This window comes from Paraburkholderia madseniana, assembly GCF_009690905.1.
Classification (GTDB): Bacteria; Pseudomonadota; Gammaproteobacteria; order Burkholderiales; family Burkholderiaceae; genus Paraburkholderia; species Paraburkholderia madseniana.
This window is the reverse complement of the sequence record NZ_VOSW01000071.1, coordinates 1-23,408: the sequence shown is the minus strand read 5'-3', so window position 1 is coordinate 23,408 and position 23,408 is coordinate 1. Positions and strand designations below refer to the sequence as shown.

The window sequence follows — 23,408 nt, the reverse complement described above, 5'->3', positions numbered from 1 at the left end:
CATGGTCACGCAAGCACCGCACGTCGTATCAATTGCCAGCGAAGCAGATAACAAGCATCGGAGTTCGTGTATGGGTCATCTAAGTGGAAAGTTTCTTTTTGCCGCAGCCTTTTTCGCCGGGGCATGTATCGGATGGTTTATTCGGTTTCCACCTGCGGATAGCTCCTCAGCGGCCAGTTGGGCACAAGCGGTAGGTACAGTGGCCGCTGTCATAGGCGCGTTTGGGGTGGCGAGATACCAGATCCAGGCTGAAAGGAACAGACTTGCACGGATCGCAATTGCGGACCAGGCGAGAGAACTCCTCGGACTGCAGCAGCTCGCGGCGGAACTGGCACAGATACGCGTCCTCTCGAATTTTGAAAAATCCAATCGAGTCGAAACGACGATCTATCCTGATGCGGCGGCAGAGTTTCGCTATATTGCTGACATGCTCGCGGCGTTTCCGACAGTCGCGGTGACCGCCCTGGGAAAGATGGAAGAAGTACTGTATCTACGCAGAATTGCTATCGGCGCCTCTCGCATCTTCGCCGGCGACCCTGACCTTACAGGTGATGCCTTCGTCTTGAAGCATCGGAAAATCTTTGAAAAATACCGCGGCGACAGTCTGAGAATTTCCATCGCCCTCGCCGAGCAAATTGAAGAGGTAGCGCCAGGTGAATTCACATCGCAGATCCGTAGACACCTCTAACGCACAGCCTCAATCGAAAGGAGCATGTCGCATGACGTCATCCCCAACAGAATTCTTGACAATGTTGACGGCGCTGACCGGTGTATACGCTGCGGGTCTGTGGGGCCGAGCCAGCAAGGTGTCGATCATCGCTCCTGCCTCGGTGCATAACGGCGGTATCGAACCCGGCGATCCACTTCAGGCCATAAATGACTGGCTCACCGGGATACAGCAGGCCGGCAACACAGCGGCTGTACTCAATCAACGTGCTGCACGGTGGACAGCCGTCTCCGTTTCCCTAGCCGCGATCACAACTGTTGTCGGCAACGTACTATAGGGAAAACCGCCTCTGCCGCGCCAGTCACTCCGCAGCTCGCTATTGGCTTGCTATCAGTCACCTAGATCATGATCGCTATTCGAACAGAAAAGCTTCGATTCACCCTAGAAGAGATGCAAATCACGCTGTATTTGACGGAGCATCTCACAGATCCCTTCGTAAGCCGCACCCTTGCTCGCCATATTCTCATCCGAGCCAGGAGCTTCATCGATATCGTCCGCAGTCTCCGCAAGCCGCTAAATGTTGCCGGACACGATACGCAGGAATTTCATAAAACGAAAGAGGCTTATGCAGACACGTTTGATGAGTATTTTCAGATGTCTAGAGACCGGCTCGGCGCCCATGTCCAAGACGTCGATTTTGGCGAACGCATCGAACTGTGGAACGACATCGAGATCGGCAAGATCGGATTCTTCGTTGACGGGGCGCGCCAGGTATACGACGGCCTGTCGGCATTTAACCTGCAAGGATACATCCCGTACGCTGAGCCGGCAGAAATCACCGACGCCAGTCTACTGGCGCAGCTCCAGTCCTATCAACGCGGCCTCGACAGCCGCACTGGCATTGAGCTTGGAGCAGACTCACTTGCAGTGACCCGCAACAATACGAGCGCCGCGTTAAATTTAACGCCCGTGCATTCGAGAGCAGCACAACTGGCATTGATCCGCCGCTGGATCACACTCGAACGAGATCTTCTCCAAGCATTGAGTTCGCCTCCCAGTATCGCCAGAATCGTCAAGGCGCGCCTCGTTACCGATATTGTCAGTTTCTGCGACTGTCTTGTCACGCGTCAGTTACAATCCGGTGCTCCTCAGGAGATGGACGGCCTGGACATGTTGGTTGAGGCCTCCGGTCAGTCTGCGTCACCAATCAACGATTTCGTCTCAGCGTCAAACTTCGATACCGAATCGCAGTTGACACGAGAAGTACGGAACCACATTGGCGCCCATATCGAAGCGAGCGATACCCCCACTATAACGTCGCTCATCGCTGACCTTGATGCCTATGATCTGGATCGAGGGTTGAGGCTTTATGAGCGTATGCTTGCCGCCTTTCTCAAGACTTGCCGCAACGTCTTATTCTTACGGTCGTACGCAGCGGACGGCGTTCGTATGTACGGCGTCACAATGGCCGGCGCCCACGCCATCTCATATACAGGCGACTCTCCCGCCAGTCTCGTCCCGATTGGACACCAGGCAATCGACGACGAAAGTGCTTACCACCAAAATCTGCTTCGTTGGATAGCGGGGAACGACTCCCAAAAGGGAGATGCTCGCCAGTTCTTCCAGCATGCATTCATGGCATCTGCGGTCGTCGAGACCATCGAAGAGACCGAGCATTTCAGTCAGGGCTACAATCAATCGCACCATAAATTCAGACACGCCCATCAATTCCTTACCATCACCCTAACAAGTGGTGTCAGCGACCCCGAGTTCATCAGTCTCCTCGAGCTGATTCAAGTCTGTGCTGGCCTTACACCCTACCAACTTGTCGAAGCGCTTGTCCGGTACGCACGAGGCAACCATAACCTATCCCCCTTACGGACCTTTCTAACCTGTCGGGTGCTCGGTGAGATTGAGAGGTGGCCTCACTCGTTCGGACAGTCTTCTGAGATTTTTAAGTGGAACGTCCGGGGCGGTCATGCTGCCAATTTGATCGCAGGCAGCGTCGCGAAGTATGCCTCATCCGGCGTGCGGTCTTCCAGACTCGAATGAGGTCGTCTCTGGTTATATAGATTGATGTAATCGCCGATTGAGCGCCGGGCGTGGCCGACCGATTCATAGGCTTTCAGATACACCTCTTCATATTTCACGCTTCGCCACACGCGCTCGACGAACACATTGTCTCGCCAGGCACCTTTGCCGTCCATGGACAAGCTGATACCCCGGCTGAGCACGGCCTCGGTGAACACTGTCGCGGTGAACTGGCTGCCCTGGTCGGTATTGACGATCTCCGGTTGCCCGTGCTTCGCGAACGCTTCTTCCAACGCCTCGACAGCGTGCATCGCCTCCATCGTGATCGCTACGCGGTGGGCCAGTACCTTCCGGCTGGCCCAGTCCACCACGGCGGTCAGATACACAAAGCCGCGTGCCATCGGGATATAACTCGTATCCAGTGCCCAGACCTGGTTTGCCCGATTGATCGTCATGCCCCGCAGCAGATACGGCCAGATCTTGTGCTGCGCATTGCGTCGGCTCGTGTTCGGCTTGCAGTACAGCGCCTCGATACCCATGCGCTTCATCAGCGTGCGCACGCGCCTGCGGCCAATCTCGTGTCCCTCGCGACGCAGCAGGCGCGCCAGCATCCGCGCTCCCGCAAACGGAAACTCCATGTGCAGTTCATCGATCCGGCGCATCAGCAACTGGTCTGCCTCGCTCACCGGTTGCGCCTGGTAGTACACGCTCGATCTTGCGATACCAACGAGTCGCGCCTGCTGCGAGACCGGCAATGCGTGCGTACGATCTATCATCGCTTTGCGCTCAGCAATCCCGCCTTGTTGAGCGCGCCGCTTAAAAAATCGTTCTCCAGCGTGAGTTGGCCGATCTTCGCATGTAGCTCCTTCAAATCGACTTGCGGCTCGCTCGACGCCGCGCCACCTGCGCCAAACACTTCGACGGCACGTTCCTGCAACTGCCGCTTCCATTCGGTGATCTGGTTCGGGTGCACATCGAACTGCTGCGCCAGTTCGGCTAGCGTCCGCTCGCCCTTGACCGCCGCCATCGCCACTTTCGCTTTGAACGCGGCTGAGTGCGTCCGTCGGGTTCTCTTCGTCATCTTCAAGGTTCCTTTGTCGGCATTATCGCCGGCTCAGGCCCCGAGCGTTCCACTTATCCGACTGTCCGAATTTGCGCGGCCACCTCTTTGCCAGTGCGCCACATACATCGGCACGGACATTTCTCGAAACTCAATCCCAGCACGGAAACTGGCAGATCGAGCTGGAAGCCATACTTGCGCGCTTCAAAACGTATGTCCGCGCAGAGGGAATTTTCCGTCTCAATCACAATGGGACAACACGCACTGACTATGATGAGACAGTTCGTTCGTTGGTAGAAAAGTTATCGGAGAGGGAGAAATCGATCGCCCTCCTCGCATTTGCGAGCGCATTTTTTGACCAGAGAATAGGGTTCTGTGCCAAAGCCTTCATGGTCAACTACGTCGACCTTCAGCACCAGATCGAGATGAGATGGTCCTCGTTGCTGGCGGACGACAATGAAAAGATCGCCGACCTTAAAAAGCTCATTGCCGTCCATGACTATGTTGGCGTATGTGTACTGATCACGCTGACCCTGACCGCTCCGAACCAGCAGGTTTTGCGTGAAGCCTTACTAGACGGATGCTACAACGGAACCATCACCCCAGCCCCCCATGTCGAAGCATCATGCAATCTTGTCTCCTGCTTTCTACTGAAGAACGATTACCGTCGAGCTTTCGATACCATTTCCAACCTGGCATCAAGAAACCCTGAGCAAGTCGATTTCCAGATTCAGGCTGCCGAAATCCTCATGCAGATTCCAGGGGAAGAAACAGGTGTATCGCAAAAGATCGCATCGATTCGACACGCATACAAGCTTGGTGATGCAGATGAAAAACGCTTGTTCGAGATCGAACAGGTATTGGCAACACGCAACGCATAGACTCAAGCGTATGAAAGCTGGCGATACCGACAAGAGGTTGATGCAGGCATTCAACGCGGACAATCATCGACAGGTCTTGCACCGGTGAGGGGAGCCAGTTGCCTGACTCCTCTTCTTTTTTTCATCACACACGATTTCAGACTGCTGACAAGGTTGCTTCAGTCGGAAATGGCAGCGGGACACCCGACTTGCGCCAGCGGCTTGCAGGGCCAACAGCCGCATCTACAGATGCCTTTGCGTACTCCAGCACCTTCTTGTTGCACACCAACGAGAACTGCCAAAGATTCGCCGGAATCAGCATCCTGAAACTGTAATATTAGGAGCTTGGGGTCGCGCGACGACATTCGTGCATTCTCGGAGCCTAGCATGAGCACAATAACGACCATCCTCGACTTGATTTCACGAAGCCATCTTGCAATGGGCGTATTGTCGGTCGTAACTGCTCCGATCGTCATCGGCGTTACCTTGACCAAATTTCGCAATGGGAATTTGAGACTGTCGCAAGGGCGCACCAAGCGCCTGTACGACATCATGAACCGGAAGCAAGGCGGATGTAGCGCTTCCTCGGGAGCGCTGCAAATTGCTGTCAAGGACATGCTAGGGATCGAGCTACCCGGTGACGCAATTCGATTCGCGCTAGAGCGTGACAGTCCACTGACACTACTTCGCAACATTCAGCAGGCAGGTGTGCTCGTCAAATTCCATCACAATGAGAAATGCTTCAAGGATGCGCGAACCAGACCAAGGCTGTCGCTTCAACAGATCTTTCAAGCCTTGATACTGCTTGCCATCGTTCCCTATGTCGCGCTGATATTCGTCGGCATCGTTTTCAAATTCATCGAGCCGATTAAGGTGGCGGCGCTACTCACGCTCGACCTGATTGCAATGCCAATGATTATAAAGGCTGCATTGCGCGCAGATGCCGCGGCCCGATTGCTCAAAGCCGATACGGTATATCCGCCACCGCACCCCAAAGTGGGGCTCCGGGACGCCGATCGCTCGGAGACATCCCCTAGGCCCAGGAAGCGCCGGACCAAAGCCTCCGGGAACGAAGGAACTGCACAAGAAGAACCAACTCGTGTGACAGCTTCAGCTGGCGTATTACCTGCACTCGCGACAGAAAACGTCTAGATGCCACGGAAGGCTTCGTGGTCGCACTCCTATAGACGGCTTAGTATCACACGCCATCGGAGCCGCGGGATTGGCGCGACGCGACTCACGCAATTCTTCCGCGCGATTGGCCTGGTCGCGAGGCCGCTCCTGTTCGGTCGCACGACGCTTGGCCTCTGTCGCCACGGCATTGAGCGCCGCCAACTGGGCCGAGAGTTCCCCCTTACGGATACGCAAAGCCCTGGACTCGCCCACGCAGCGACGCGCCTCGACGTGCGCCAGGTCGATGCTGACCTTCGCAATGTCCTGCGTGATTGCCGTGAGACCACGACCGGTCGGTTCAGTCGCGACCGGCGGCACTACGACAACTGCGACCGTCTGCGTCCACATATCGGCGGCATGCGTGTTGGCAAACGCCACGATTGTGGTTGGCGTGCTATAAATGGTAGCCCGTCGGTGGAACACCGCCTGAAGGCACGACCGCAGGTGAATGTTCGCGAACGGGAAAGGAAGCGCAATCGAACAAGCCGAGCAGTTTTCGACAATCTGGGAGCGGTAACCGCGCGTCGGCGGCCCGGCATGGGAACCCGCGAAAGCCACAGAACGGCCTCCTCACACAACTCCCGCGCAACCTCTCAAGAATCGTGCTCACTGACATATCACCCGCAACTTGAACCATGAATCACGAATACACTTCGGATATATTGCCTAACAAACTGGTCGAGTATTTCGCAAATGCTGGCGGGAACGAACGCTTTCGCCGACGCGCCGTACTAACAGCCGCCAACGGCAATTGGGGACTACTTTGCTGTACCGTCGAACGGCTGCTTTGCGATGAAGAGACGCCCGCTAATGCCTCCACCCGCCGATATGAAAAGGCCATGCTGTACGAGGATGAGCTCTCCGCGCCGCAATGCCTTGAATTCGCAACAGAACTAGCTGATGGGTCCGTTCAGCTTGGCGACGTGAGACTGGTGCGCGAGGCAACACTTCAGTGGAGTACTGAACTCGTGCCTCTGAACAATGAGTACATGGTTAGCGCCGGCTTGGTTGTCGGGCTACGCATCAGTCAAAGTGGGATGCACGCTCACCCAGCGCCGCTCCTGTCGCCCGATCAGCCGTACTACCCAGATGTTGAAGAAGCGGCCCGCGACTGGCTGTCCTTTCCCGTATACCACGGGCACCGCGATGGCCGGAATGGTGACGTCTTCTTCTTGTTGCCAGAAACCAGAGCATTTGTTTCTGATGCAAGATTCTCCGATGACGGAACACTCGAAATCACCGTGGCAGGAACGCTGGTTGATGAGATCCCTCTGATCGCAAAGGGGGCATATTGGGAAGGAACGGCGATCCGCCATTTCGACGCGTCAGTAGAAAATTCCACGTGCACGGTCGCAGTCCCCGCTCATGTCGACCGCCTCGAGTACTACCTGATTGGCCGCGATGGCACGGTGTTCGATTTTCATCGCGAGGAACTCCTTTCTGGCATCTCCTTGGGAAAGAAAATACTCGGATCAAAGCAACGGTCACTCAGCGATCAGATAAGGACAGCCCTACATGAGGGGGAAGGTCAGCGTGTCGAGTTCAAGCCCTTTATCGAACCGGAACAATCTCTCGGCTCGCCCGCACAGAAATCAAAGCTACGGGAGGTCGTAACAACGGTAGTCGCGTTTGCTAACACACAGGGCGGCCACATCTACATCGGAGTTGATGATGACTGTAACGCGGTCGGCATCGATCACCAATTGGCGCGGTGGGCCAAGGCACCGGCTAACGACGTTAGCGTCGATCAGTATATCGGTACGCTGAAAAGCAAGATCAAGAATTTCGTTCACGGAGAGGTCGAACTACAACTTTCCAGGACTTACTTCGATGGGGCGCTTATAGTGATTGTCGAAGTCCTTCCAGCCACACAAAAACCTGTCGCCGTGCAACAGGACGCCTACCTTTACGCACGAGCGGGGGCAAGCAACCGGAAGGTGCAGCCCGAATCGTGGAGAAGCATCTTGGACACCCAGTCGATTGACGCTTTTTGGCTCCCGCCATCGCGCTAATTTAGCGTAGTGCGCCAGCCAAACCTGCTATGCAGTCGTCCGTAATCCCCGGAGTCTTCAAAGGAACGTTCAGCATTGGCGTGTACCAGAGGTGTGAACTCCCGCCAAGTTCAACAAGGGAGTACTACTAGACCCTATGCATGATAGATTGCGCGGGCTTCATCAGAAAACCTATCGAACCACTCTACGGCGTTCTGCGGTGCGTCGACAAACACGTCTCGTTCGTCTTCATTCTCGAGCAAGTAGGTGTAGAGATACACCACGCTCACCTTCGCCACATCTAATTGTGGTAACGTCATCAAGAGTTCATCGTCCAGGTGGGCGATGAACTTGTCGCGTAGAAACCGCATTGCTTTGACATACGCCGACCACGTCACTTCGTCCGTGCCGAGCCTCGCGAGCAATCCGATCATAAATGCCCTCTCGTCCCGGACAACCTTTGTCCAATGATGCTTTCCTTTGTCGTCGGCAAGCACCTTACACCACTCGAGAACGGTGACATCCGCGAAGTTTCCGTTCACCGAGATCCAAAACTGCTCATTCGCCCGCGGCTTTTCCATCTCGAACCACGCCCGATAGTAGGCGAGGTTTCGCAGTGTGTGACAGCACACCGTGCCAACACGACGCAAGCGTTGTCGCCGGGTAAGTGCCATCGATTCACTCCGCTTTTTTGTAGGTCGGCGATTTAGGTACGGATTCACGTGCACACGTGCGGTTTACAGCGAACTCGGCCGGCGCAAATTACCCTGAACCAACACGACGACAATGGCGACTAGCCCAGATGACGCGCTCTTTTCGAGTATCCCGATGCCTGCGTCTGCAGGCTCCGGTGCTGACGTCTTCGGACTACAGTCCAAAACACAAAGCACGCCGCAGCTTTTTCCTTTCGCTGCGACGTAGCTTGCTGTCTGTTCGACATACTGCTGACAATCCCCCAATGAGAGCGTTCGCTTTGATTGCGCCTTCAGCTCAATCGGGATGCCGTGAAATGAAAGGTCAGTAATCCCTCCGGAGGCGTGAGCGTGCTCGTCTAGCTCCGCCCCAATCTCGGGTCTCCGCCGCAGCTCCTTTCGAACATAGTCTTGGAACCGAGCCTCTGACCATATGCCCTCGAACTCGGCGTCCTGAACAGCACGTCCAGCCATATTCGACAGAACGGAAACGATTTTTAGCAGATCACCCAAATCCGATCCGACGCCCGATCCACGCTGCCGAAGTTCGTCGCGTATCTGCACGATCTTTCTGTCAACGTTAGGGTAGCCAGTGATTGGGTTCGCCTGTAGGTCAAGTCCTTCTATCAATAGCGTCCGGTGACCAACGACTGACACTGGCTGCTCAACCCTGGTAGGCAGAAATTCGGCGGCGTATTTGAATTCGAACGGACGCGATTGAAGTCCTTGCGCGACCTTCAAGAGTGCCCTGCCTCGATCTACCAGTACAAACGGCGGTTGGCCTGTGGGCCGATTGAATACGAAATCGGGGAACGCGTAAGTCGCACTGGGTTCGATCGTTACAGGCGAAAGGCGGAGTTGTTCGGCGTCGCCGGGCCATCGTGAGACTCGCACTTCGATCTCAAGGTCATGAACTTCGTTGGGCGTGAGATGGTGTAGCTCGCTCGCCGCTGTCCCGTCGATGCTGAATTTGAGAAACGCAACCGAAAGCTCGGTCGGAACCGACTTCGCTTCCGATTCGGAATCAGTGGTCCGGACGATGCCCCGCGGCTCAGCGAAGACGCCTACGGGTAGAGGTATTGCGGCAATCATTGAACACAGTCGCTCAACTTCCTCGAATGACTGGAGCCCGGCAATATCGCTGCTCGCCGCCGCGAGGGCTTTGGTCGGCTCCTTGTCGCCGTATTCCTTGGTCCACAGACGATACCGCTCCTTTGCGCTGCGAGCGAAGCGGTCGGCGTCGGACGCCGCATCCAATACGGCTCCCCGCCATTCAACCAGTGCAGACACAATCCGAAGCAGGCCCGCCAGTCCGGCATACGCAACGGCCGTCGAAGCGTGACCATAGCGCAACGACGCTTCGTCAAGCTCGCTGCTTGCGGTCGTTAGATCAGTCCCGTGCGGGTAATCGCCCTGTGCTATCCGCAGAAGAGCCTCAATGGCCTTGATGCGAGCGGGATATACCGCGGAGAGGATCACGTCTCTCTGCATAATCCAGTCGGTCCTTTTCAATGAGTGCCGTAACTTCCGTCCACTCGTGTCCTATCGATGTCAACTTCTCTACTTGGCCGGCTGCGATTGCGGCTTCAAAGCTCACAGCCAGATACAGCAGGCGCGCCGACCACTTCCTCGTCCGCATTTGAACGGTATCTGGGAAGCTCTGCCAATGTGTCCGAGCGACCGTTACCGCCTGCTCCCATGCCCCTGCACGCGTCAATACTTCAATGAAAGCGCGAACAGTGACGTGATTGTCCTTCCATCTAATTGCCTCCGCTTCAAACAGCGGCGCGCTCTCCAGGACCGCGGTCGCAGGAACCATCTGCAAAAGTTTCAATGCATCATCTTCCAGCGACGACGTCATCGCCTCCTGGTCCGCGATGATCCGCAAGATCATCTTGGCGAAGCCATTCGTTGTGGCGAGCGCGTGACCGAAATAGCGAAGCTCGTGTAGCGCTATGTACGGTTCCACATGTTCTATCACCGCGACCATGATCTCGTCTACCCGCGCCTGCTTTGCGGCTTCGTCAAGGTAACGTGTTACAAACAACGCGATGCACTCCATTAGGAATTCGTGTGACTTCGTTTCCCTCCTGTAGTACACAATAAGTGCCCACAGCGCTCCCTTGATCGCGGAATCGAACGCGGCCGGAAATTGCATCTTTTCCAGCGTACGCACTGCCGATTGATGAACTATGAGATAGCTGTCTGTGAGCAGCGGTACGAACGCCTCAAATACGAGATCTGGCAGGTCGGACTGCCGCCGGTATCTGAGCTTGCCAAGCGTCTTGGCCGCTGCGGCACGGACAACCTGCGATGGACCGACCATTGATGAATACATCAGTGGCAGCACTGCATTAAGGCCGTGCGGCGTAGTCATCAGTGTGCCGGCGTGCTCGACCAGCGAGGCACGAAGTCCGTCCAGTTCGTTACTAATGCTAGCGACGAATTCGATGTATTGTCGTGTCGCGTGTTCGTTTCCGCTGGCAGCGTTCGCCGCCCAGCCGACAAAGTTCTCACGAAGCGCTCGAAGTGTATTTCGTCGGCCATGCAATTCCATCGCCTGCAGCATGTCGGCGGGCTTCTCGATTCGGCTGTCGGCTTCGTGTTTCCGTAGCCTGTCATCCATCAGTGCTGCAGCGCCGAGGAGAACATCGAGTTCTGACAACGCGATCCCAAGCAGGTTGTCCGGATCATCGCCAAACGCACGCTCCACCTCGTGCAATACGTCGTCGTTTGACGAAGTGGTCGCAGCCCAGAGCAGCCGGCGCAACACCACTCCCGCCACGGCCGGTTCGGGCATCGACTCGTCTCTGCGCGCCCGGGAGAACACCCGTTCGTATACGCCGATAAGTCGGGCTTCGCCTTCCGACGATGCACCCGCGAAGTACGCCATCACCGTCTTGTCCGTGGCTGACGGATCGGCGAGAAGCGCCAATGCGAGCCCTTCTTTGAGCGCCTCGCAAACGTCCCTCAAGTCGTCCCGCCCCTCCCCTTCCTCGAGCAAATGCGCGCGAGTCAGTTTTGTTGCCAGACTGCGTACAAAGCGCAAGGACACCAAAGGATCGACTTGAACCAAAACGCGAAGCGATCGCGCGCCGGCCATCACTTCGAAAGGCCGATGCTCGTCCAGCAATACCTCCACTCCCCGGCACGCTGCGTCGGGCCATCGCTTGAATACCGCCAGTAGCGGTTCGGGATGGGAAGTCCGATGATCGAATGGGACTGGAGACCGGGGAGGTCGCGCAAGCAAAGCTAGCGCGAGGATCGCGGCCGGAATCAGGGTCTCGTCGGCCTCTTCAAGATTCATTTCGAGAATCGAAGCGGCAATCTCAACGCAAACGTGGCGCGTCAGACAGATCAACGCGCACCGCGCAAGGCGCCTTTGATCGCAACCGAGTTGATGCAGCACCTGAAGGCCCGTTTCCAGAAACCAAGACTCTTCCGCCTCCACCAAATCAAAAAAGTGTTCAGTGATGGTCTTCGAAAATATCTCGGGTGCTAGCCTCGAAGTCTCCAATATTCGAAGTCCGGCCTCGCTAGAGCCCTCCGAGTCGAATTGCCCGAGGTCATCGAGCAACGTAAGGACTGGTGTAGGTTGACCTGCTCTCAGGGCATCCCGGGTCTGACGCCGGCGCAACTTGGCAGCAGCGAGTCGCTCTTCGTGTCGTTTGCGTTCTTCAGCGGCTCCCGCCTGCCAACGGTCTCGCGCAGCGACGAGCTCGGACAGGTTTGGCAGGCGAACAGGCTGCCGTTTGTCGCAGTGGACGCAATTCCTATCGTAGAAGTCAATGGCAGCATCAGCGAGATCCCAAGTGGCCATCCCACCAGCCGGCGCGTGGTCACACGTAACGGCGTGATGGCCGATGGGTAATCCGGTTTGTTGCTCAATGAGGCCGGTTCCACCGAACTTCTCAACTTTGGCATGCGCACACCAGTTCTGAACCAGTTCCATGGTCCGCTGGTTCCGCTCGCCCGAGGCGACCGCCCTTTCGATGTCCCGGTCTCTGCTCATTTTAAAGAGTGTGACTCCGTTATGCGCCGGCGCACTGCCCCACCCAGCAAATCAGGCATCTTACTCTCGAATCGCTGGCGCCCACTTATTGCACGTTGCAGCATGAACCGCCGCCGGGCGATAAGCCGGAGCGGGTCGAGCGGCAACACCCGTGTGCTGGGAGACCGTGATCGCCACATCACCGAGGAGCCGACTTACCAGATGTGCTGACAAGTGCTCGAAGACTGAGTCGTCGTGGGTCTCGAGTTCGGACTTGAGCAAGTCCAGTTGTGGATTTCAGGCAGTTGCAGCGGACTTCTTCGAAGCCATTTCCTCTCCTGACACATCATTGTGTTGGTCGCCATGCCCCCGTATCTTCGTCATATCCAGCACTAAAATACCCGGCGTGGTGACATAGAGCGCGAACGGTAGCTCGCGCGCTCCTGTCATGATCGCTTCCGTTCACCTATCTGGTGTTCATTTGGCTCGGACTCGCCTACGCTGCACCGGACTTGCGCTTTTTCGCTGTCTCCTGGCTACGTTTTTCAATCAGCGTTCGCCACGTTTCAAGCGCCGTGATGTCGGCGAGCAGTTCGTCCGGATCTGGCACGGCTACACCCCCTGCGACGGCCTTGTCATGGGCATAGTTTGAACACCTGGTCATCCCGGCGTCGACCTGAGCGTAATCACTGTCATCGACTGAAACTTCGGCCAATCGTTGGGTCTCTACGCCTTTCCGGAACCGAAGAACAACCTTGCGCAGCAACACCTCCTCGACAGCCCTTTCCCAAGCCATCCGCAATCGGAAATAGGCATCGACCGTCTGCTTCCGGTGCTCCGGTTCGTCGCCGTCCTTATGCAGTTTGGCAATCACCTGCTGTTGCGCCTTCAATGCGCCAATCCGTTTGGCGGCGCTTTTTCCCTCAAATGGCAGTTCAGGATCGGCAACGCCAAAGCCCTCCGGACGACGAGTCAGGCTTTGCGTTACAACAGGCACACCCGCGGACTCAGCCTCCTCCGCCAGGATGCACAGGAAGTAAACATCATGCGTGAAGACGATGACCTGCCGATCAGCGGCCTCAGTGGCCAGACGTTTCGCGACGCGCTCACGCCGGCGATGATCGAGCGAAGACACCGGGTCATCAAATACGACGCCGCTCTTATTGCCGCTGAGACGCACCTCTGCGAGAAAGGAACTGAGTGCTATCGCCCGTTGCTCGCCTTCGCTAAGAATTTCTCCCGGACTACGGCTCTGTGGCAGTTCCAGCTTCAACTTGTGCAAAGCTTTGCCCCTGTCGGAACGGCTTTGCAGTGAAACGCTCAGGGTACCGACACCGAGCAATTTGAACTCCCGGTTCAGTGCATCGGCCAGTTCCTTTGAGACGACTTTTTCGGCGAGTTCCGACGCCTTCAATGAAATAGCATTGGTTCTCACCGACGAGAGGCATTTCGTGAGTTTCGACTGGTGGGCAAGCCGCAACACCGCATTCATGAATGCTTCTTTGACTTGCGCCATACGCGCACGGGCATCAAGCTCAGCAAATTGCGCCTGCAGCACAGCGCGCGCTTTCTCGTCGGACGCCTTTTCAAGCGTTTCAGCCTCTGCATTCAGCTTGTTTGCTACCGCGTGCAACCGATCCCCCGGGTTTATCGCCAGTGGCTCCATGCCGTCCCACTGATGTGAGACGACCGCTGCCTTGATCGCCTCGCGACGCGGTGCCAACGCCCGTTCAAATGTACGCGTATCAATCGCAAGCTGGGAATCAAGCGCCTCAATTTCGCCGTACGTGACGTCATCCAGACTCAGGGTCAACGCCTGTTCTGAAAATGGCTTGTATTCGGCATACAAGGCGATGCGCCGGGCCTGGGCCGTCTTCTCAGCCTCCTGCTGGATAAATGCCTCGAACCGCTTCAGTCGGTCAGCGCCCTCCGCGAGAGGCTGCTGGCAAAGGGGGCAGGCCGCGTCCGCGCCAAGTTCTGGAAAGGTCCGGTCCGGATGGGATTCGAGCGAGAACTTGCGCGCGGCTTCAAACAGCTCGCGCCAGACTTCGCCGCCAGTTCCCGGCAGGAGCTTCTCGCCTTCATTGAACTGTTTCGCGGCGAGCGCTGCGGCGGCCTGAGCAGCACGGTAGCTGTCTGCCAGCCCACGCAACCGGGCGACAACAGTCTCGTCAACCACGGCGGCCTTGTTGATGGAGTTAGCGGCAATTGCGGCGATGCGGCGTGCACGTAACCGCAACTGAGTCGCCTTCTCCTTCGGATTGTTCTCTTTCAGACCCTTGCCCAACTCCGCAAGCCGGGTCAGTTCTTCCGGCGTCAGTGTCGCGAGAGCCTCAATCTGTGCCGTCGTTGTTTTCGCCGACAATGCCGCCACCAACCTGCCGACTGCGGTGTCTCCGTGTAACGGAGCGAACGCCGTCACGTCCGGTGCCGATTGTGCATGCTCGGTCTCGATTCGGGTTTTCAGCTGTTTGCATACCTTCGCGAGCCCCTCGAACACGTCAAGCCCATACGGAACGTAGGAAAAGTCATCCTCGCTGTCGAGATAGGCACGTGCGCAGCGGGAATCGAAGATCGCAATGGTCGAAAGCTCCGCAGGCGATGTCTTGCCGTTGACCCACTGCAGTTCCCTGCCGACACCATTGACCGTAACCTCGAAGACCGCTTCTGCTGAACCAGCTTTGCCCGACGGCAAATTTGCATTGGGATGGATGGCCTCGACCTGATCGCGTGCACGACAGGCGCGCTTGAGCACCCGCGAATATCCGGACTTCCCCGATCCGTTGTCGCCGTAGATCACGGTTAGCCCAGGTGAGCCGAATGGAAGTCGCTGATTTTCGGCGATCGCATTCACATGCCGAAGGTTCTTCACGGCATGCAGCTCTACGTGCGTCGCGGCTTTTATCGGCGCAGGAATCTGGTCTGCTGCAAGCGGCTTGGGAACCCTGCCCTTCGGATCGGCAATGCCGTGGGAGAGCTTGAGCAGGGCGAATAAATCGTCCAGATCGTCAGCCGTCAACTCCGATCTGTTGAGCAAGCGGGCAACCGCATCACTCTGCCAGGCTGGCAGACCCTGTGTCCACGCCAGAATCTCTTGCATTATCGACATACGCCGCCCCCGTTTATCGTTGGTTTTCGCTTTGATCGACTGCCGCTTACGTTGCAATTGTAGTGCACTCGAGCAAGCCAGATTTCTCCTCCGACACTGACCTTCAACAATGCTTTCCAGCTCAGCTACCCAGCGGCACGTCCAGTAGCCAAAGTGCAGCATCAGCACGAGTTGCCGCGTCTTGTTCTCGAAAACCGTCTGCTCAATCGTCAGGCTTTACTGCCAGACTTGTTGAGCGATATTTCAGGCGCCAGACGCAAAAAAACCGCCCTTGGGTGGTTTGACCAGACTAATTAACTACTAGGCTCGCGGCAACTTGTCTTGCAGCATCGCCAAGAGCATCAGCAGGAAGGTCCCGATCATTTGCGGCGTCGAAGAATCCTGATCGCCGAAATACCATTCGAAGTCTCCCTCCGTGTCCCAAGTTGCAGCACAATTTGAGTTGAACAGGATTGCCCAGACTTCTTCTGCTACACCTTTCCCGGTCGCATCCTTCTCAACGGTAAAGAAACGATAACGCCCAAGTAATACGTTATCTTTCAGTACATGATCAAAAAGGGCTTCAACTTGGCCATGAACCGTCGAAAGACCGAAGTTCAAGACCACGTCAGTACGGGAATCAATGATCGTAAAGGCAAGTCCACTACTGCTGGCGTCCGCCCTGTCGAGGACAAACTTCAATGCCGAACGGAACTCAATGGCCGCGCGACTGAGGCCTGCGGCAGATGCCGCTATGCGTCTTGCATAAACTAGATCGCTGTTACTAATAAGTGGCATTTTTTGTGGTCTCCAAGAAGGGAGACCCATTGTATCCTCAGGTACGCTCGCGAATCATGAGCGTTTGGATCTGGCGCGCCAGATCCATAGAAGACGAATTAAAGTTTTACTGAAGCCATGCTGGCATACATGTCGGATCAGCAGGAGACTGAAACACTGCCCGCAGGGAAATCAAAGCGCATAGCGACGCCGAATCGAACATCCGTACAAGAAAAAGTACATCAATTCATAGACCAGAAAAAACGTGGTGAGAAAAGTCCGTAGACCGGGCATCCAGGCCCCCGAACAACCGAAGCCCCCAACCGTCCGTGATCAACTCGGGCTGTACAGAGATTTTCTTGACGCTATTCTCAAGACCGGAGCGGTTTCCCCTGCCCATTCCAGCTATCCTCATCTACAACTATCTCAGACTGATCGGACACAAGGATCTCTTCGCGGCTTCTGTGCTCTCGCTTGCGGGCCTGTCCGCTCTGCTTCAGGCCTTTCTCCTTTTGTGGGTCGCCCTCACTATCTCGGTCATCGCTCCCTCAGGTATCGTTTGCCTGTTCCTGAGCGGAACGTCGGATAAGCGCCCGACCAGAGGGCTGCCCGCATTCGTCTTGTTGAGTTCCGTGATATGGGCAGCGTTCTACACCACTGCGGGGTACTTTGGAGATAGCCCGACGCCACTCACCTGGCGTTACTGGGCAACTGTAGTGTTTATGCTGTTTGCAATCTGGACAATCCTCGGAGCGATTGCATGGTGGAGCCCAAACTTCATGAGTGCCGTTCCCGACTCAGCGCCCAAAGCCGCCAACTGGTCACCGCCGCCGACAAATCGGAAGGCGCGCGTCGCGAATCGCTTTCGAGCTATCTGGGCCCACCGCATATGGCGTTGCTTCTGCGTGACGGCCGCCATATTCGGGGCTGGGTTGTACGCCGTGTTCTCGATATACGTTATATCCGCGTTTGCCGGGTCCTTGCATCTGCCCCAGCATGGGTGGAAGGCATCGGCCGTGCTATTTTCCATCATTCTCTTCAGCTTCTTTCCGGGTGCGGTCTACCTTAAGGTGCGAGCCTCCAATGGATCGCACGGCAAGGCCCTTAAGGTGGCTCTTGTTGTTACCATCGCACTCACATACGCCGCGTTGCTAAACGGGTTTTCAGCCGAGCCCATCGCACTTGTTGCGATGAAGGGGATGGCAGTCATCGACAACGCGGAAAGAACCTACGAGGTTGTCAAAGCCGACGAGCGTCCTACCTATCAGGCGTTAGGCTACAGGCCGAGAGCGACCGATCGATTTGTTCAGGCGTTCATCCGTTTTCAGTTCGCTGATGTCAAGCTTGTCTGCCCCAACAAGTATCCGTTTCTGGACGTGCCATCGTCTTCGGTCAACAAAGGCCGCGACACGCCGGACGACTCACCTTCGCCGGTACCACCTGAATTGAGGACGAGCCACGCTGATTCCGAAGGATGCCTAGTGCCAACCAAAGATGAAATCAGGACAGTCGATTTGCCCGATGGATTCAGCTTACAGTCGCATCCGCCAGTTGCCATATCACCCAGCAGGCCGGCAAAGCATGTCGGCCAGAGCAAAAGATACACCCGGCATGGCAGAACCAAATGCTGAATACGCCCACACGTAGAGTTTCTACGTAAGGATGGCGATCAAATTCAACTCAGGGGGGCACATGGACGCTTCGACGGTCGACTTGCTTGAGATAGTGCCGCCTTCTACGGGCATCGGTTCGATCACGGGGGCTGTTGTCGGAGGTCTTTTCACGTTACTTCGAGACTGGCAACGAGCACTAAAGCACACGGCTGCCGCGGCTCTCCCGTTGGACGCCTGACTGCGGGTTATCCGCGTGTCCAGTGCAGTTCTCTGTAGATAAGGCCGAGCAACGCAATAGCGGCTTCTGCATCCGCTTCGGACGGCGGCATGGTATCCCTGTTGATCCGTTCCGCAGACTTCCCTCTCGAATGCCACCGGGCGAGAATGAGGGCGGCGTTGCCGAGAACCTCCATCCCTTGACGGATGAAGAAGTTGCCCAAGGCACCAAGATCCTTGGCGTCGGACGCATCGTCGCCTGTCTTTTCAAACCGTCCGGCATTCAACGCCGCGCTAGCAGCCTCGCGGCATCGATCGATCACGCTCTCCGCATCGTCACGATACGCGGCACTTGCGGCCTTTTCATATTGCTCGACAACGAGTGCGGCATACCGCTCCGGTATCAACGCAACGATGAGTTCTGGAAGACCGCTCATGCTCGGACGCGTTTTCAGAGTGATCAACTCCTCCCCCGTCGCTAACCGCTCGACGTCGAGTACCTGATGAACCAACCCACAGTCGCCAGCCCCCACAATCATCACGGCATTGTGGCGTTTCTTGAGAAAGTCTTCCGAGGCTCTCCACGATTCAAATGTCATTAGCCGCATCGAAAAAAAACCGCGCTCGTCCGGACCACCATAACCGTCAAGGTTCGTTGAAGTGCTCAAGCCCGAGGTCGCATAAGCAGGGTGCCTCTGGACACGCCAATATGCAGGGTTTTCCTGCTGACGACGGATATACAGTCGACCGCGTCTCACGCGTGCACAGGATCGAACGAGTCTTCTCGAAACAAGATAGGCGCGTCCGTCAGGTGCACGACCGCTCGATCGCGCCCCCGGGCCGACAGTTCCCCGATATGAGACACCACGGACACGAATGGCGACGGCCAGATGGCGTGTCCATAAAGGCTCAGCGAGCCCTCATAGAAGAGAGACGTGTTGTCGTCAATCCCGATATTCAATCCGTTCATAGCGCCCCCTGGACACCAAGTGACTCAAGCCCTTGATGAGCTGCTGGAATCGTCTCAGCGCCTATCAATCCGTTCCCCTGCCTCGTTGTAATTTAACGAGCCCTCCATTCCTGCAGACTGCCACACGAGGTCGAAGACGGGCTTCAATGCCTGTTCAGGCGTTAATTCCGATGCCAACAGTACATCGGGCAACACAAGCGATTTTCGATCGAAGTAGCCCTGGTGCTCGTCAAGCACGTAGCGCACGCGCTCCAAGCCGAGTTCGGCGCGATCGGCGCTCAGGATCGAGATCATGCACGTCATTTCGGTGCCGATGCCGAGATGCACGTACTCCTCCCTGATCCGCCGCAATAGCTCGATGAAGTACTCCTCGTAGGCCACACTGCCTAATCCAACCCGCCCCGCATCGACAAATGGGAGAATTCTGACCGCCTCAAAAAAGCCGTTGCGAAAGAGCTGCGAGTATCCGTGCGTACCTTCGGGCCGTGGGTTGCGGACGACGAGGGCGCCATCAGCATTCACTCGCGCAATCGGCATCGTAGCCCCCAACACTGGCAGCGAGCGATGATGCAGATAGGGAATCGGATCAATCTGCACTGCCCCGAGCGCCGCCTGGGTGGGGACGAAGTGGCCGACCAGAATGACGCCAGGCACAAGCCGATGGGGGGCTTCTCCCGCCAGTAGCTTCCCCAGCCGCTCGGTGCGGAAGTCCCGGACGCGTTCCGCCTGCTGGATCGAGCGCACGAACAGGCTGCGAATTTCCGGGATGTCCAGTTGCCGCTTGCGGCCGTTCTCGCGAATAAAGAAATGCTGATTCGACTTCACACGGTGGGGGCCTGCCCAGCTTTGAGGCACACGGATGACCACGACAAATCCCCCATCGACAGGAACAGGCTGGATCTGAAGGCCTGGTACCCGCGGTTCGATTCCGTTCATCAAGACGTCTTGCAGGCGCCGCGCCTCTTCATCGGGATTACCAGGCTGAGGAACGATAGCCGCCGCATGCCCTTGCCCATCTTCGTCGATGCCGTAGATGAGATCACCACCAGAGCTATTTGCAAATGCCGATACGTCGGCCAGGAACTCGTGACGCCCGCCACCGTCCGGCCGTGGAAGCTCGCGTTTGATGTCAAGGTAGGTACCTTCGCTCGCCTGATCAGCAATTAAGGCATGTAGATCGGCTTCATTGGTGGCCGCAAGATCGCGAAGCAATGCCATATTTGCTCTCCCCCTGTGCAGATTGACACCGGTCGGCCTGTGAGCCGATGCGGCCTGAGCGCGCGTGAACACCAGTATGCCCACAGACTAAAGGCACATCAACGATCCCAGCTCGACCGACCTCCCTGGCCGGTAGCAGTCTCATGGCGCACGACGTGCGTAAGCGAATGTCGAACATAGCCGGCTCACTGAGTGCTCTTCCGGCTTACCCGACCACCAGTCGTTGTCGACCGTTCGCCCGTCGCCGACGGCGATACCGACGTGCCAGTGAGTGTTTGGACATCGCACTATGCCAGTATGCCGCGGTCGCCAGAACACGACGTCACCGGGCCTCAGGTCTTCGATCTTCATAACCATCGGCCAGCGCGACAACGCAGCGTCGACGGCCGAGACCGAAGCAAGATTCCCGATCGGATGGCATGCCGTCCGGAAGATGGCGCTCACCGTGTAAGCACACGAGAGCAACCCCGGAAATTGCAGACCGAGATAGCTCGCACCCGTGGAGGAGTTCCAGCGCTGCACGCCGTAGAGAGAGCCGTCCCGCTGCACGGCGGCAGGTGACGCAAGCGCAGCCTGAGTCAGGCGCAGTGCGAGCGGCTGCCCGCACTGCAAGGGCAACACATCGTTGCTCGCCGCCGGCGTGTGCACGCTTATCATAATCAGTGCGGCCGACGCTACCGCGCCGAGACACCTCATTACCGTCAATCGATTACCTGGCGTTGCCATCGGCTTCGGGTTCCCATTGCATACAACACTCCAAGCGAATGCCGCTTAGATTAAAAACGTGCGTCGGATGATGCGCTGCCGGCGGAAAACCTGCCCGACTCGTCGAGCGCCACTACTCTGCGGAGCACCATCAACCAACGCAAGCGGAAGTCCTATGACTTTGCGAACGTCAGCGACAAATGGTCGACGCTCGCAAGCTCGGCGCGATAGCGATCAAAACTCTTTTCGCCTGGCCTTTCGACGGTCGTCCTTTCTGGATAAGCGCCGACGAAAAATGCAAGGACCTCTTCTCCGGCCGCGATAGCCTTTTCCAACTCCGACATTTCGGCGAGAAATGCCTTCTTCCTGCGAGACTCGTCAATGCGTTCCTGTGGCACGTAAGCCCAGATTCGACAAGGCTTCCGCTCAACCCAGACCGGCTCGACAAAGCGCAGGCCGACGCCCTTGCCCTTGTAGACTTTCAATTCGGCTACCGCGCCGTAATAGATCAGGCCGGTCTCGTCACCGAAATACTGTATCTTCTTGAAAAACCTTGAGAACGCTTTCGTTTTGCCGTCAATCGTGAACTGGCGAGCCTTGCTATCCTCGTCTCCGGAAAGAAAGCAGTCGACGACCTCATCGAGGTAACGCGTTTTCGTGCTCGTCTTTCGCCCGCCACCGCCGCCGTGACCATCAGTCCCGGTTCCTCCACTCGTTCCTCCATCACCACCCTCGCCGCCCCCGCCGTTCGTGCCACCACCGGTCCTGTTGCGCTTGGGCGGGTTCAAAACGAATTCCGTGGGAAAATCAGTAGGCTTATAGTCATCCTCGCCATCGGATGGACGGCGAACCTTTGCGCCGCCGGAGCCAGACTGAAGGAAATCACAGTCAGGGTTGTGCTCGTCCTTCGTGCGAAAGTGCAGTGCACGTTTCGACTTGCGCGTCATGTAGATGCCGACGGGCGTCAAGCGAACCCGACAATCCTTGTCTTCACACTGAAACGTTAACTCCCTGCCGTAGTACTCGCTGTCCTCGTCCGTGTACATTTCGCGGGCTCGATACGGCGTCAGCGCGTCGTCAACCTCTTTGCACCACGCGCGACCAAATTTCATTGCCATTCTTTTTCTTCTCCAAACCGGCGCCTGCTTGAAGGATCACGTAGCATGGTCGGCGGCAGGCCACGTCGGCCGACATTACGTAGACCAACAAGAGAAAAGTTTGTTGCACAAGAAACTTGCATTTAACAATCGATCTCAGCAGCTCGACCGTTATCGCTGTGTCAGCGGCAGTTGAGCGGCCAGCAACAATGAACGTCATCCGCAGTAACGCTATGCGGTCGCAAAAGCAACACTTCACACTGCCGCCGGGAATCTTTTCCCAGTCAGAGTCGCCAAGCTGCCGGCGAATCACACGGTACTGACCACGCCCGTACCCACTCGGCTGCGCGCGCTACCGAAGCGATCGACGTAAAGGCGATTCGGCCGAACGGCTTTGAGCGCCGCGCATCAACATGCGCCAAATCGATGATGGCAGACTGTTCACGAAACCGAGCTTGCGCGACAATCACTCGACTTTCGACGAGGGCCGTCGTCGAAACTATGACTCCCATCATTGATGCACCCGGAGCCGCCTCGTGACCGAACCGAACACCATCGCACCATTAATCGCCTCATTCCTGTCAAGCTACGATGCACAGCAGAAAGATCAGACCTGGCAGCAGCTAAGTCAACGGGTTCGAAATTTCTGGACAGCGCGGGTTCTGTCCAACGCCGTCGACCCGCTGTCAGATGCAGAGTGCGATGAAATCATCCGAATCCTCGATAGGAACGGAAAGGGAAACACACGGGACGACGAAGCTGTCGCCAAGGTCATGGTGCCGCAGGGAGCATGGCGACGTATGCTGAATGAATTTCATAGCAACCGGCCGCTGGGTGAACTCGTCTACAACGTGTTGAGCGAAAACGACGATGAGCGCAAAGCGGCATTGATCGACGATCTTTACCTAAAGAATGCAGGCCAGAAAAACAACCTGACCGGGCCTAGCGGCAACACCGTTGGCGCCTATCTCGCAGCCTTCGATCCCGTACGGAACCTCTCGATTATCTCGCTAAAGGACCGACGTGCTGTCATCCAGTATTTTGGCCTTTCAAATGACATCGACTGGAGCACTATGCCAATTGGCGAGCGTATCGTCACTTCGAATCGCGTCATTCTCGATGGCATGCGCCGCCTAGCAGGCTGTTGAAAAGTGCCTCGTCATGATGACCGAAGCTATGTTCAGGAGGCTTGCGCGTGCGATTTTCCGCTGAATTACCGGTTCGCCGCGCAATCTGCGCGGGGCATGCGCACGCATGCA

General features: G+C 56.7%; 19 protein-coding genes. 8 read left to right on the top strand and 11 right to left on the bottom strand.

The window, feature by feature from the left end:
• The first annotated feature begins 70 nt into the window (after positions 1-70).
• From FSO04_RS30815 to FSO04_RS30805, 3 genes are all read left to right on the top strand, one after another.
• Positions 71-688, top strand: coding sequence for a hypothetical protein (locus FSO04_RS30815; protein WP_154565389.1), 618 nt, complete (start codon positions 71-73; stop codon positions 686-688).
• A gap of 31 nt (positions 689-719) precedes the next feature.
• A complete protein-coding gene (locus FSO04_RS30810) occupies positions 720-1,004 on the top strand; it encodes a hypothetical protein (RefSeq protein WP_154565388.1) in 285 nt (94 codons plus the stop codon).
• Between the two features lie 68 nt (positions 1,005-1,072).
• Positions 1,073-2,719: a hypothetical protein gene (locus tag FSO04_RS30805; RefSeq protein WP_154565387.1), complete on the top strand. Its 1,647-nt coding sequence runs from the start codon at positions 1,073-1,075 to the stop codon at positions 2,717-2,719.
• Here the strand turns inward: FSO04_RS30805 and FSO04_RS30800 are convergent.
• Positions 2,644-3,779, bottom strand: a protein-coding gene (locus FSO04_RS30800) for an IS3 family transposase (protein WP_154565386.1) whose coding sequence is annotated in 2 segments (ribosomal slippage) — positions 2,644-3,515 and positions 3,515-3,779 — 1,137 coding nt in all. Because the reading frame shifts where the segments join, the coding sequence is not laid out codon by codon here. The genes FSO04_RS30805 and FSO04_RS30800 overlap by 76 nt on opposite strands.
• Positions 3,780-3,850: 71 nt before the next feature.
• On the opposite strand from FSO04_RS30800, the gene FSO04_RS30795 reads away from it, so the two are divergent.
• The 3 genes from FSO04_RS30795 to FSO04_RS30785 all read left to right on the top strand — a co-directional run bounded on the left by FSO04_RS30795 (position 3,851) and on the right by FSO04_RS30785 (position 7,803).
• Positions 3,851-4,639, top strand: a complete 789-nt coding sequence (locus FSO04_RS30795) for a hypothetical protein (protein ID WP_154565385.1) — start codon at positions 3,851-3,853, stop codon at positions 4,637-4,639.
• 366 nt (positions 4,640-5,005) lie between these two features.
• The gene (locus tag FSO04_RS30790) at positions 5,006-5,770 is read left to right on the top strand and encodes a hypothetical protein (RefSeq protein ID WP_154565384.1); all 765 of its coding nucleotides are present in this window, start codon (positions 5,006-5,008) and stop codon (positions 5,768-5,770) included.
• Between the two features lie 656 nt (positions 5,771-6,426).
• Positions 6,427-7,803: an AlbA family DNA-binding domain-containing protein gene (locus FSO04_RS30785; RefSeq protein ID WP_154565383.1), complete on the top strand. Its 1,377-nt coding sequence runs from the start codon at positions 6,427-6,429 to the stop codon at positions 7,801-7,803.
• A gap of 134 nt (positions 7,804-7,937) precedes the next feature.
• Here FSO04_RS30785 and FSO04_RS30780 read toward each other — a convergent pair whose 3' ends face one another.
• The 6 genes from FSO04_RS30780 to FSO04_RS30755 all read right to left on the bottom strand — a co-directional run bounded on the left by FSO04_RS30780 (position 7,938) and on the right by FSO04_RS30755 (position 16,351).
• Positions 7,938-8,456 (bottom strand): hypothetical protein, encoded by a 519-nt coding sequence (locus FSO04_RS30780; RefSeq protein ID WP_154565382.1) that lies wholly within the window; start codon positions 8,454-8,456, stop codon positions 7,938-7,940.
• 63 nt (positions 8,457-8,519) lie between these two features.
• Complete coding sequence (locus FSO04_RS30775; protein ID WP_233465034.1) at positions 8,520-9,953, bottom strand: hypothetical protein; 1,434 nt, start codon at positions 9,951-9,953, stop codon at positions 8,520-8,522.
• On the bottom strand, positions 9,910-12,426 hold the full coding sequence (locus FSO04_RS30770; protein WP_154565380.1) for a hypothetical protein: 2,517 nt from the start codon (positions 12,424-12,426) through the stop codon (positions 9,910-9,912). The genes FSO04_RS30775 and FSO04_RS30770 overlap by 44 nt, the downstream gene beginning before the upstream one ends.
• A 336-nt stretch (positions 12,427-12,762) precedes the next feature.
• On the bottom strand, positions 12,763-12,915 hold the full coding sequence (locus FSO04_RS47115) for a hypothetical protein (RefSeq protein ID WP_154565379.1): 153 nt from the start codon (positions 12,913-12,915) through the stop codon (positions 12,763-12,765).
• Positions 12,916-12,961: 46 nt separating this feature from the next.
• Positions 12,962-15,736, bottom strand: coding sequence for an AAA family ATPase (locus FSO04_RS30760; protein ID WP_233465035.1), 2,775 nt, complete (start codon positions 15,734-15,736; stop codon positions 12,962-12,964).
• Positions 15,737-15,874: 138 nt separating this feature from the next.
• Positions 15,875-16,351 carry a hypothetical protein gene (locus FSO04_RS30755; RefSeq protein ID WP_154565378.1) on the bottom strand — a complete coding sequence of 159 codons (477 nt, stop codon included), beginning with the start codon at positions 16,349-16,351 and terminating at the stop codon, positions 15,875-15,877.
• A 338-nt stretch (positions 16,352-16,689) separates the two neighbouring features.
• Here FSO04_RS30755 and FSO04_RS30750 point away from each other — a divergent pair, with 338 nt between their 5' ends.
• On the top strand, positions 16,690-17,961 hold the full coding sequence (locus tag FSO04_RS30750; RefSeq protein WP_154565377.1) for a hypothetical protein: 1,272 nt from the start codon (positions 16,690-16,692) through the stop codon (positions 17,959-17,961).
• Positions 17,962-18,188: 227 nt separating this feature from the next.
• Here the strand turns inward: FSO04_RS30750 and FSO04_RS30745 are convergent, their stop codons facing one another.
• From FSO04_RS30745 to FSO04_RS30730, 4 genes are all read right to left on the bottom strand, one after another.
• Positions 18,189-18,827, bottom strand: coding sequence for a hypothetical protein (locus FSO04_RS30745; protein WP_154565376.1), 639 nt, complete (start codon positions 18,825-18,827; stop codon positions 18,189-18,191).
• 356 nt (positions 18,828-19,183) lie between these two features.
• The gene (locus FSO04_RS30740; protein WP_154565375.1) at positions 19,184-20,347 is read right to left on the bottom strand and encodes an AlbA family DNA-binding domain-containing protein; all 1,164 of its coding nucleotides are present in this window, start codon (positions 20,345-20,347) and stop codon (positions 19,184-19,186) included.
• A gap of 141 nt (positions 20,348-20,488) precedes the next feature.
• Positions 20,489-21,004, bottom strand: coding sequence for an NlpC/P60 family protein (locus FSO04_RS30735; protein ID WP_154565374.1), 516 nt, complete (start codon positions 21,002-21,004; stop codon positions 20,489-20,491).
• A gap of 221 nt (positions 21,005-21,225) precedes the next feature.
• Positions 21,226-22,170, bottom strand: a complete 945-nt coding sequence (locus FSO04_RS30730) for a hypothetical protein (protein ID WP_154565373.1) — start codon at positions 22,168-22,170, stop codon at positions 21,226-21,228.
• 515 nt (positions 22,171-22,685) lie between these two features.
• On the opposite strand from FSO04_RS30730, the gene FSO04_RS30725 reads away from it, so the two are divergent.
• Positions 22,686-23,297, top strand: coding sequence for a hypothetical protein (locus FSO04_RS30725; protein ID WP_154565372.1), 612 nt, complete (start codon positions 22,686-22,688; stop codon positions 23,295-23,297).
• The last annotated feature ends 111 nt before the right edge of the window (positions 23,298-23,408 follow it).

Excerpts from the sequence above, each read along its gene's own strand:
- FSO04_RS30815 (WP_154565389.1), top strand. The coding sequence starts at position 71 with ATGGGTCATCTAAGTGGAAAGTTTCTTTTTGCCGCAGCCTTTTTCGCC.
- FSO04_RS30810 (WP_154565388.1), top strand. The coding sequence starts at position 720 with ATGACGTCATCCCCAACAGAATTCTTGACAATGTTGACGGCGCTGACC.
- FSO04_RS30805 (WP_154565387.1), top strand. The coding sequence starts at position 1,073 with ATGATCGCTATTCGAACAGAAAAGCTTCGATTCACCCTAGAAGAGATG.
- FSO04_RS30790 (WP_154565384.1), top strand. The coding sequence starts at position 5,006 with ATGAGCACAATAACGACCATCCTCGACTTGATTTCACGAAGCCATCTT.
- FSO04_RS30785 (WP_154565383.1), top strand. The coding sequence starts at position 6,427 with ATGAATCACGAATACACTTCGGATATATTGCCTAACAAACTGGTCGAG.
- FSO04_RS30780 (WP_154565382.1), bottom strand. The coding sequence starts at position 8,456 with ATGGCACTTACCCGGCGACAACGCTTGCGTCGTGTTGGCACGGTGTGC.
- FSO04_RS30770 (WP_154565380.1), bottom strand. The coding sequence starts at position 12,426 with ATGGAACTGGTTCAGAACTGGTGTGCGCATGCCAAAGTTGAGAAGTTC.
- FSO04_RS47115 (WP_154565379.1), bottom strand. The coding sequence starts at position 12,915 with ATGACAGGAGCGCGCGAGCTACCGTTCGCGCTCTATGTCACCACGCCG.
- FSO04_RS30760 (WP_233465035.1), bottom strand. The coding sequence starts at position 15,736 with ATGCTGCACTTTGGCTACTGGACGTGCCGCTGGGTAGCTGAGCTGGAA.
- FSO04_RS30755 (WP_154565378.1), bottom strand. The coding sequence starts at position 16,351 with ATGCCACTTATTAGTAACAGCGATCTAGTTTATGCAAGACGCATAGCG.
- FSO04_RS30740 (WP_154565375.1), bottom strand. The coding sequence starts at position 20,347 with ATGGCATTGCTTCGCGATCTTGCGGCCACCAATGAAGCCGATCTACAT.
- FSO04_RS30735 (WP_154565374.1), bottom strand. The coding sequence starts at position 21,004 with ATGATAAGCGTGCACACGCCGGCGGCGAGCAACGATGTGTTGCCCTTG.
- FSO04_RS30730 (WP_154565373.1), bottom strand. The coding sequence starts at position 22,170 with ATGGCAATGAAATTTGGTCGCGCGTGGTGCAAAGAGGTTGACGACGCG.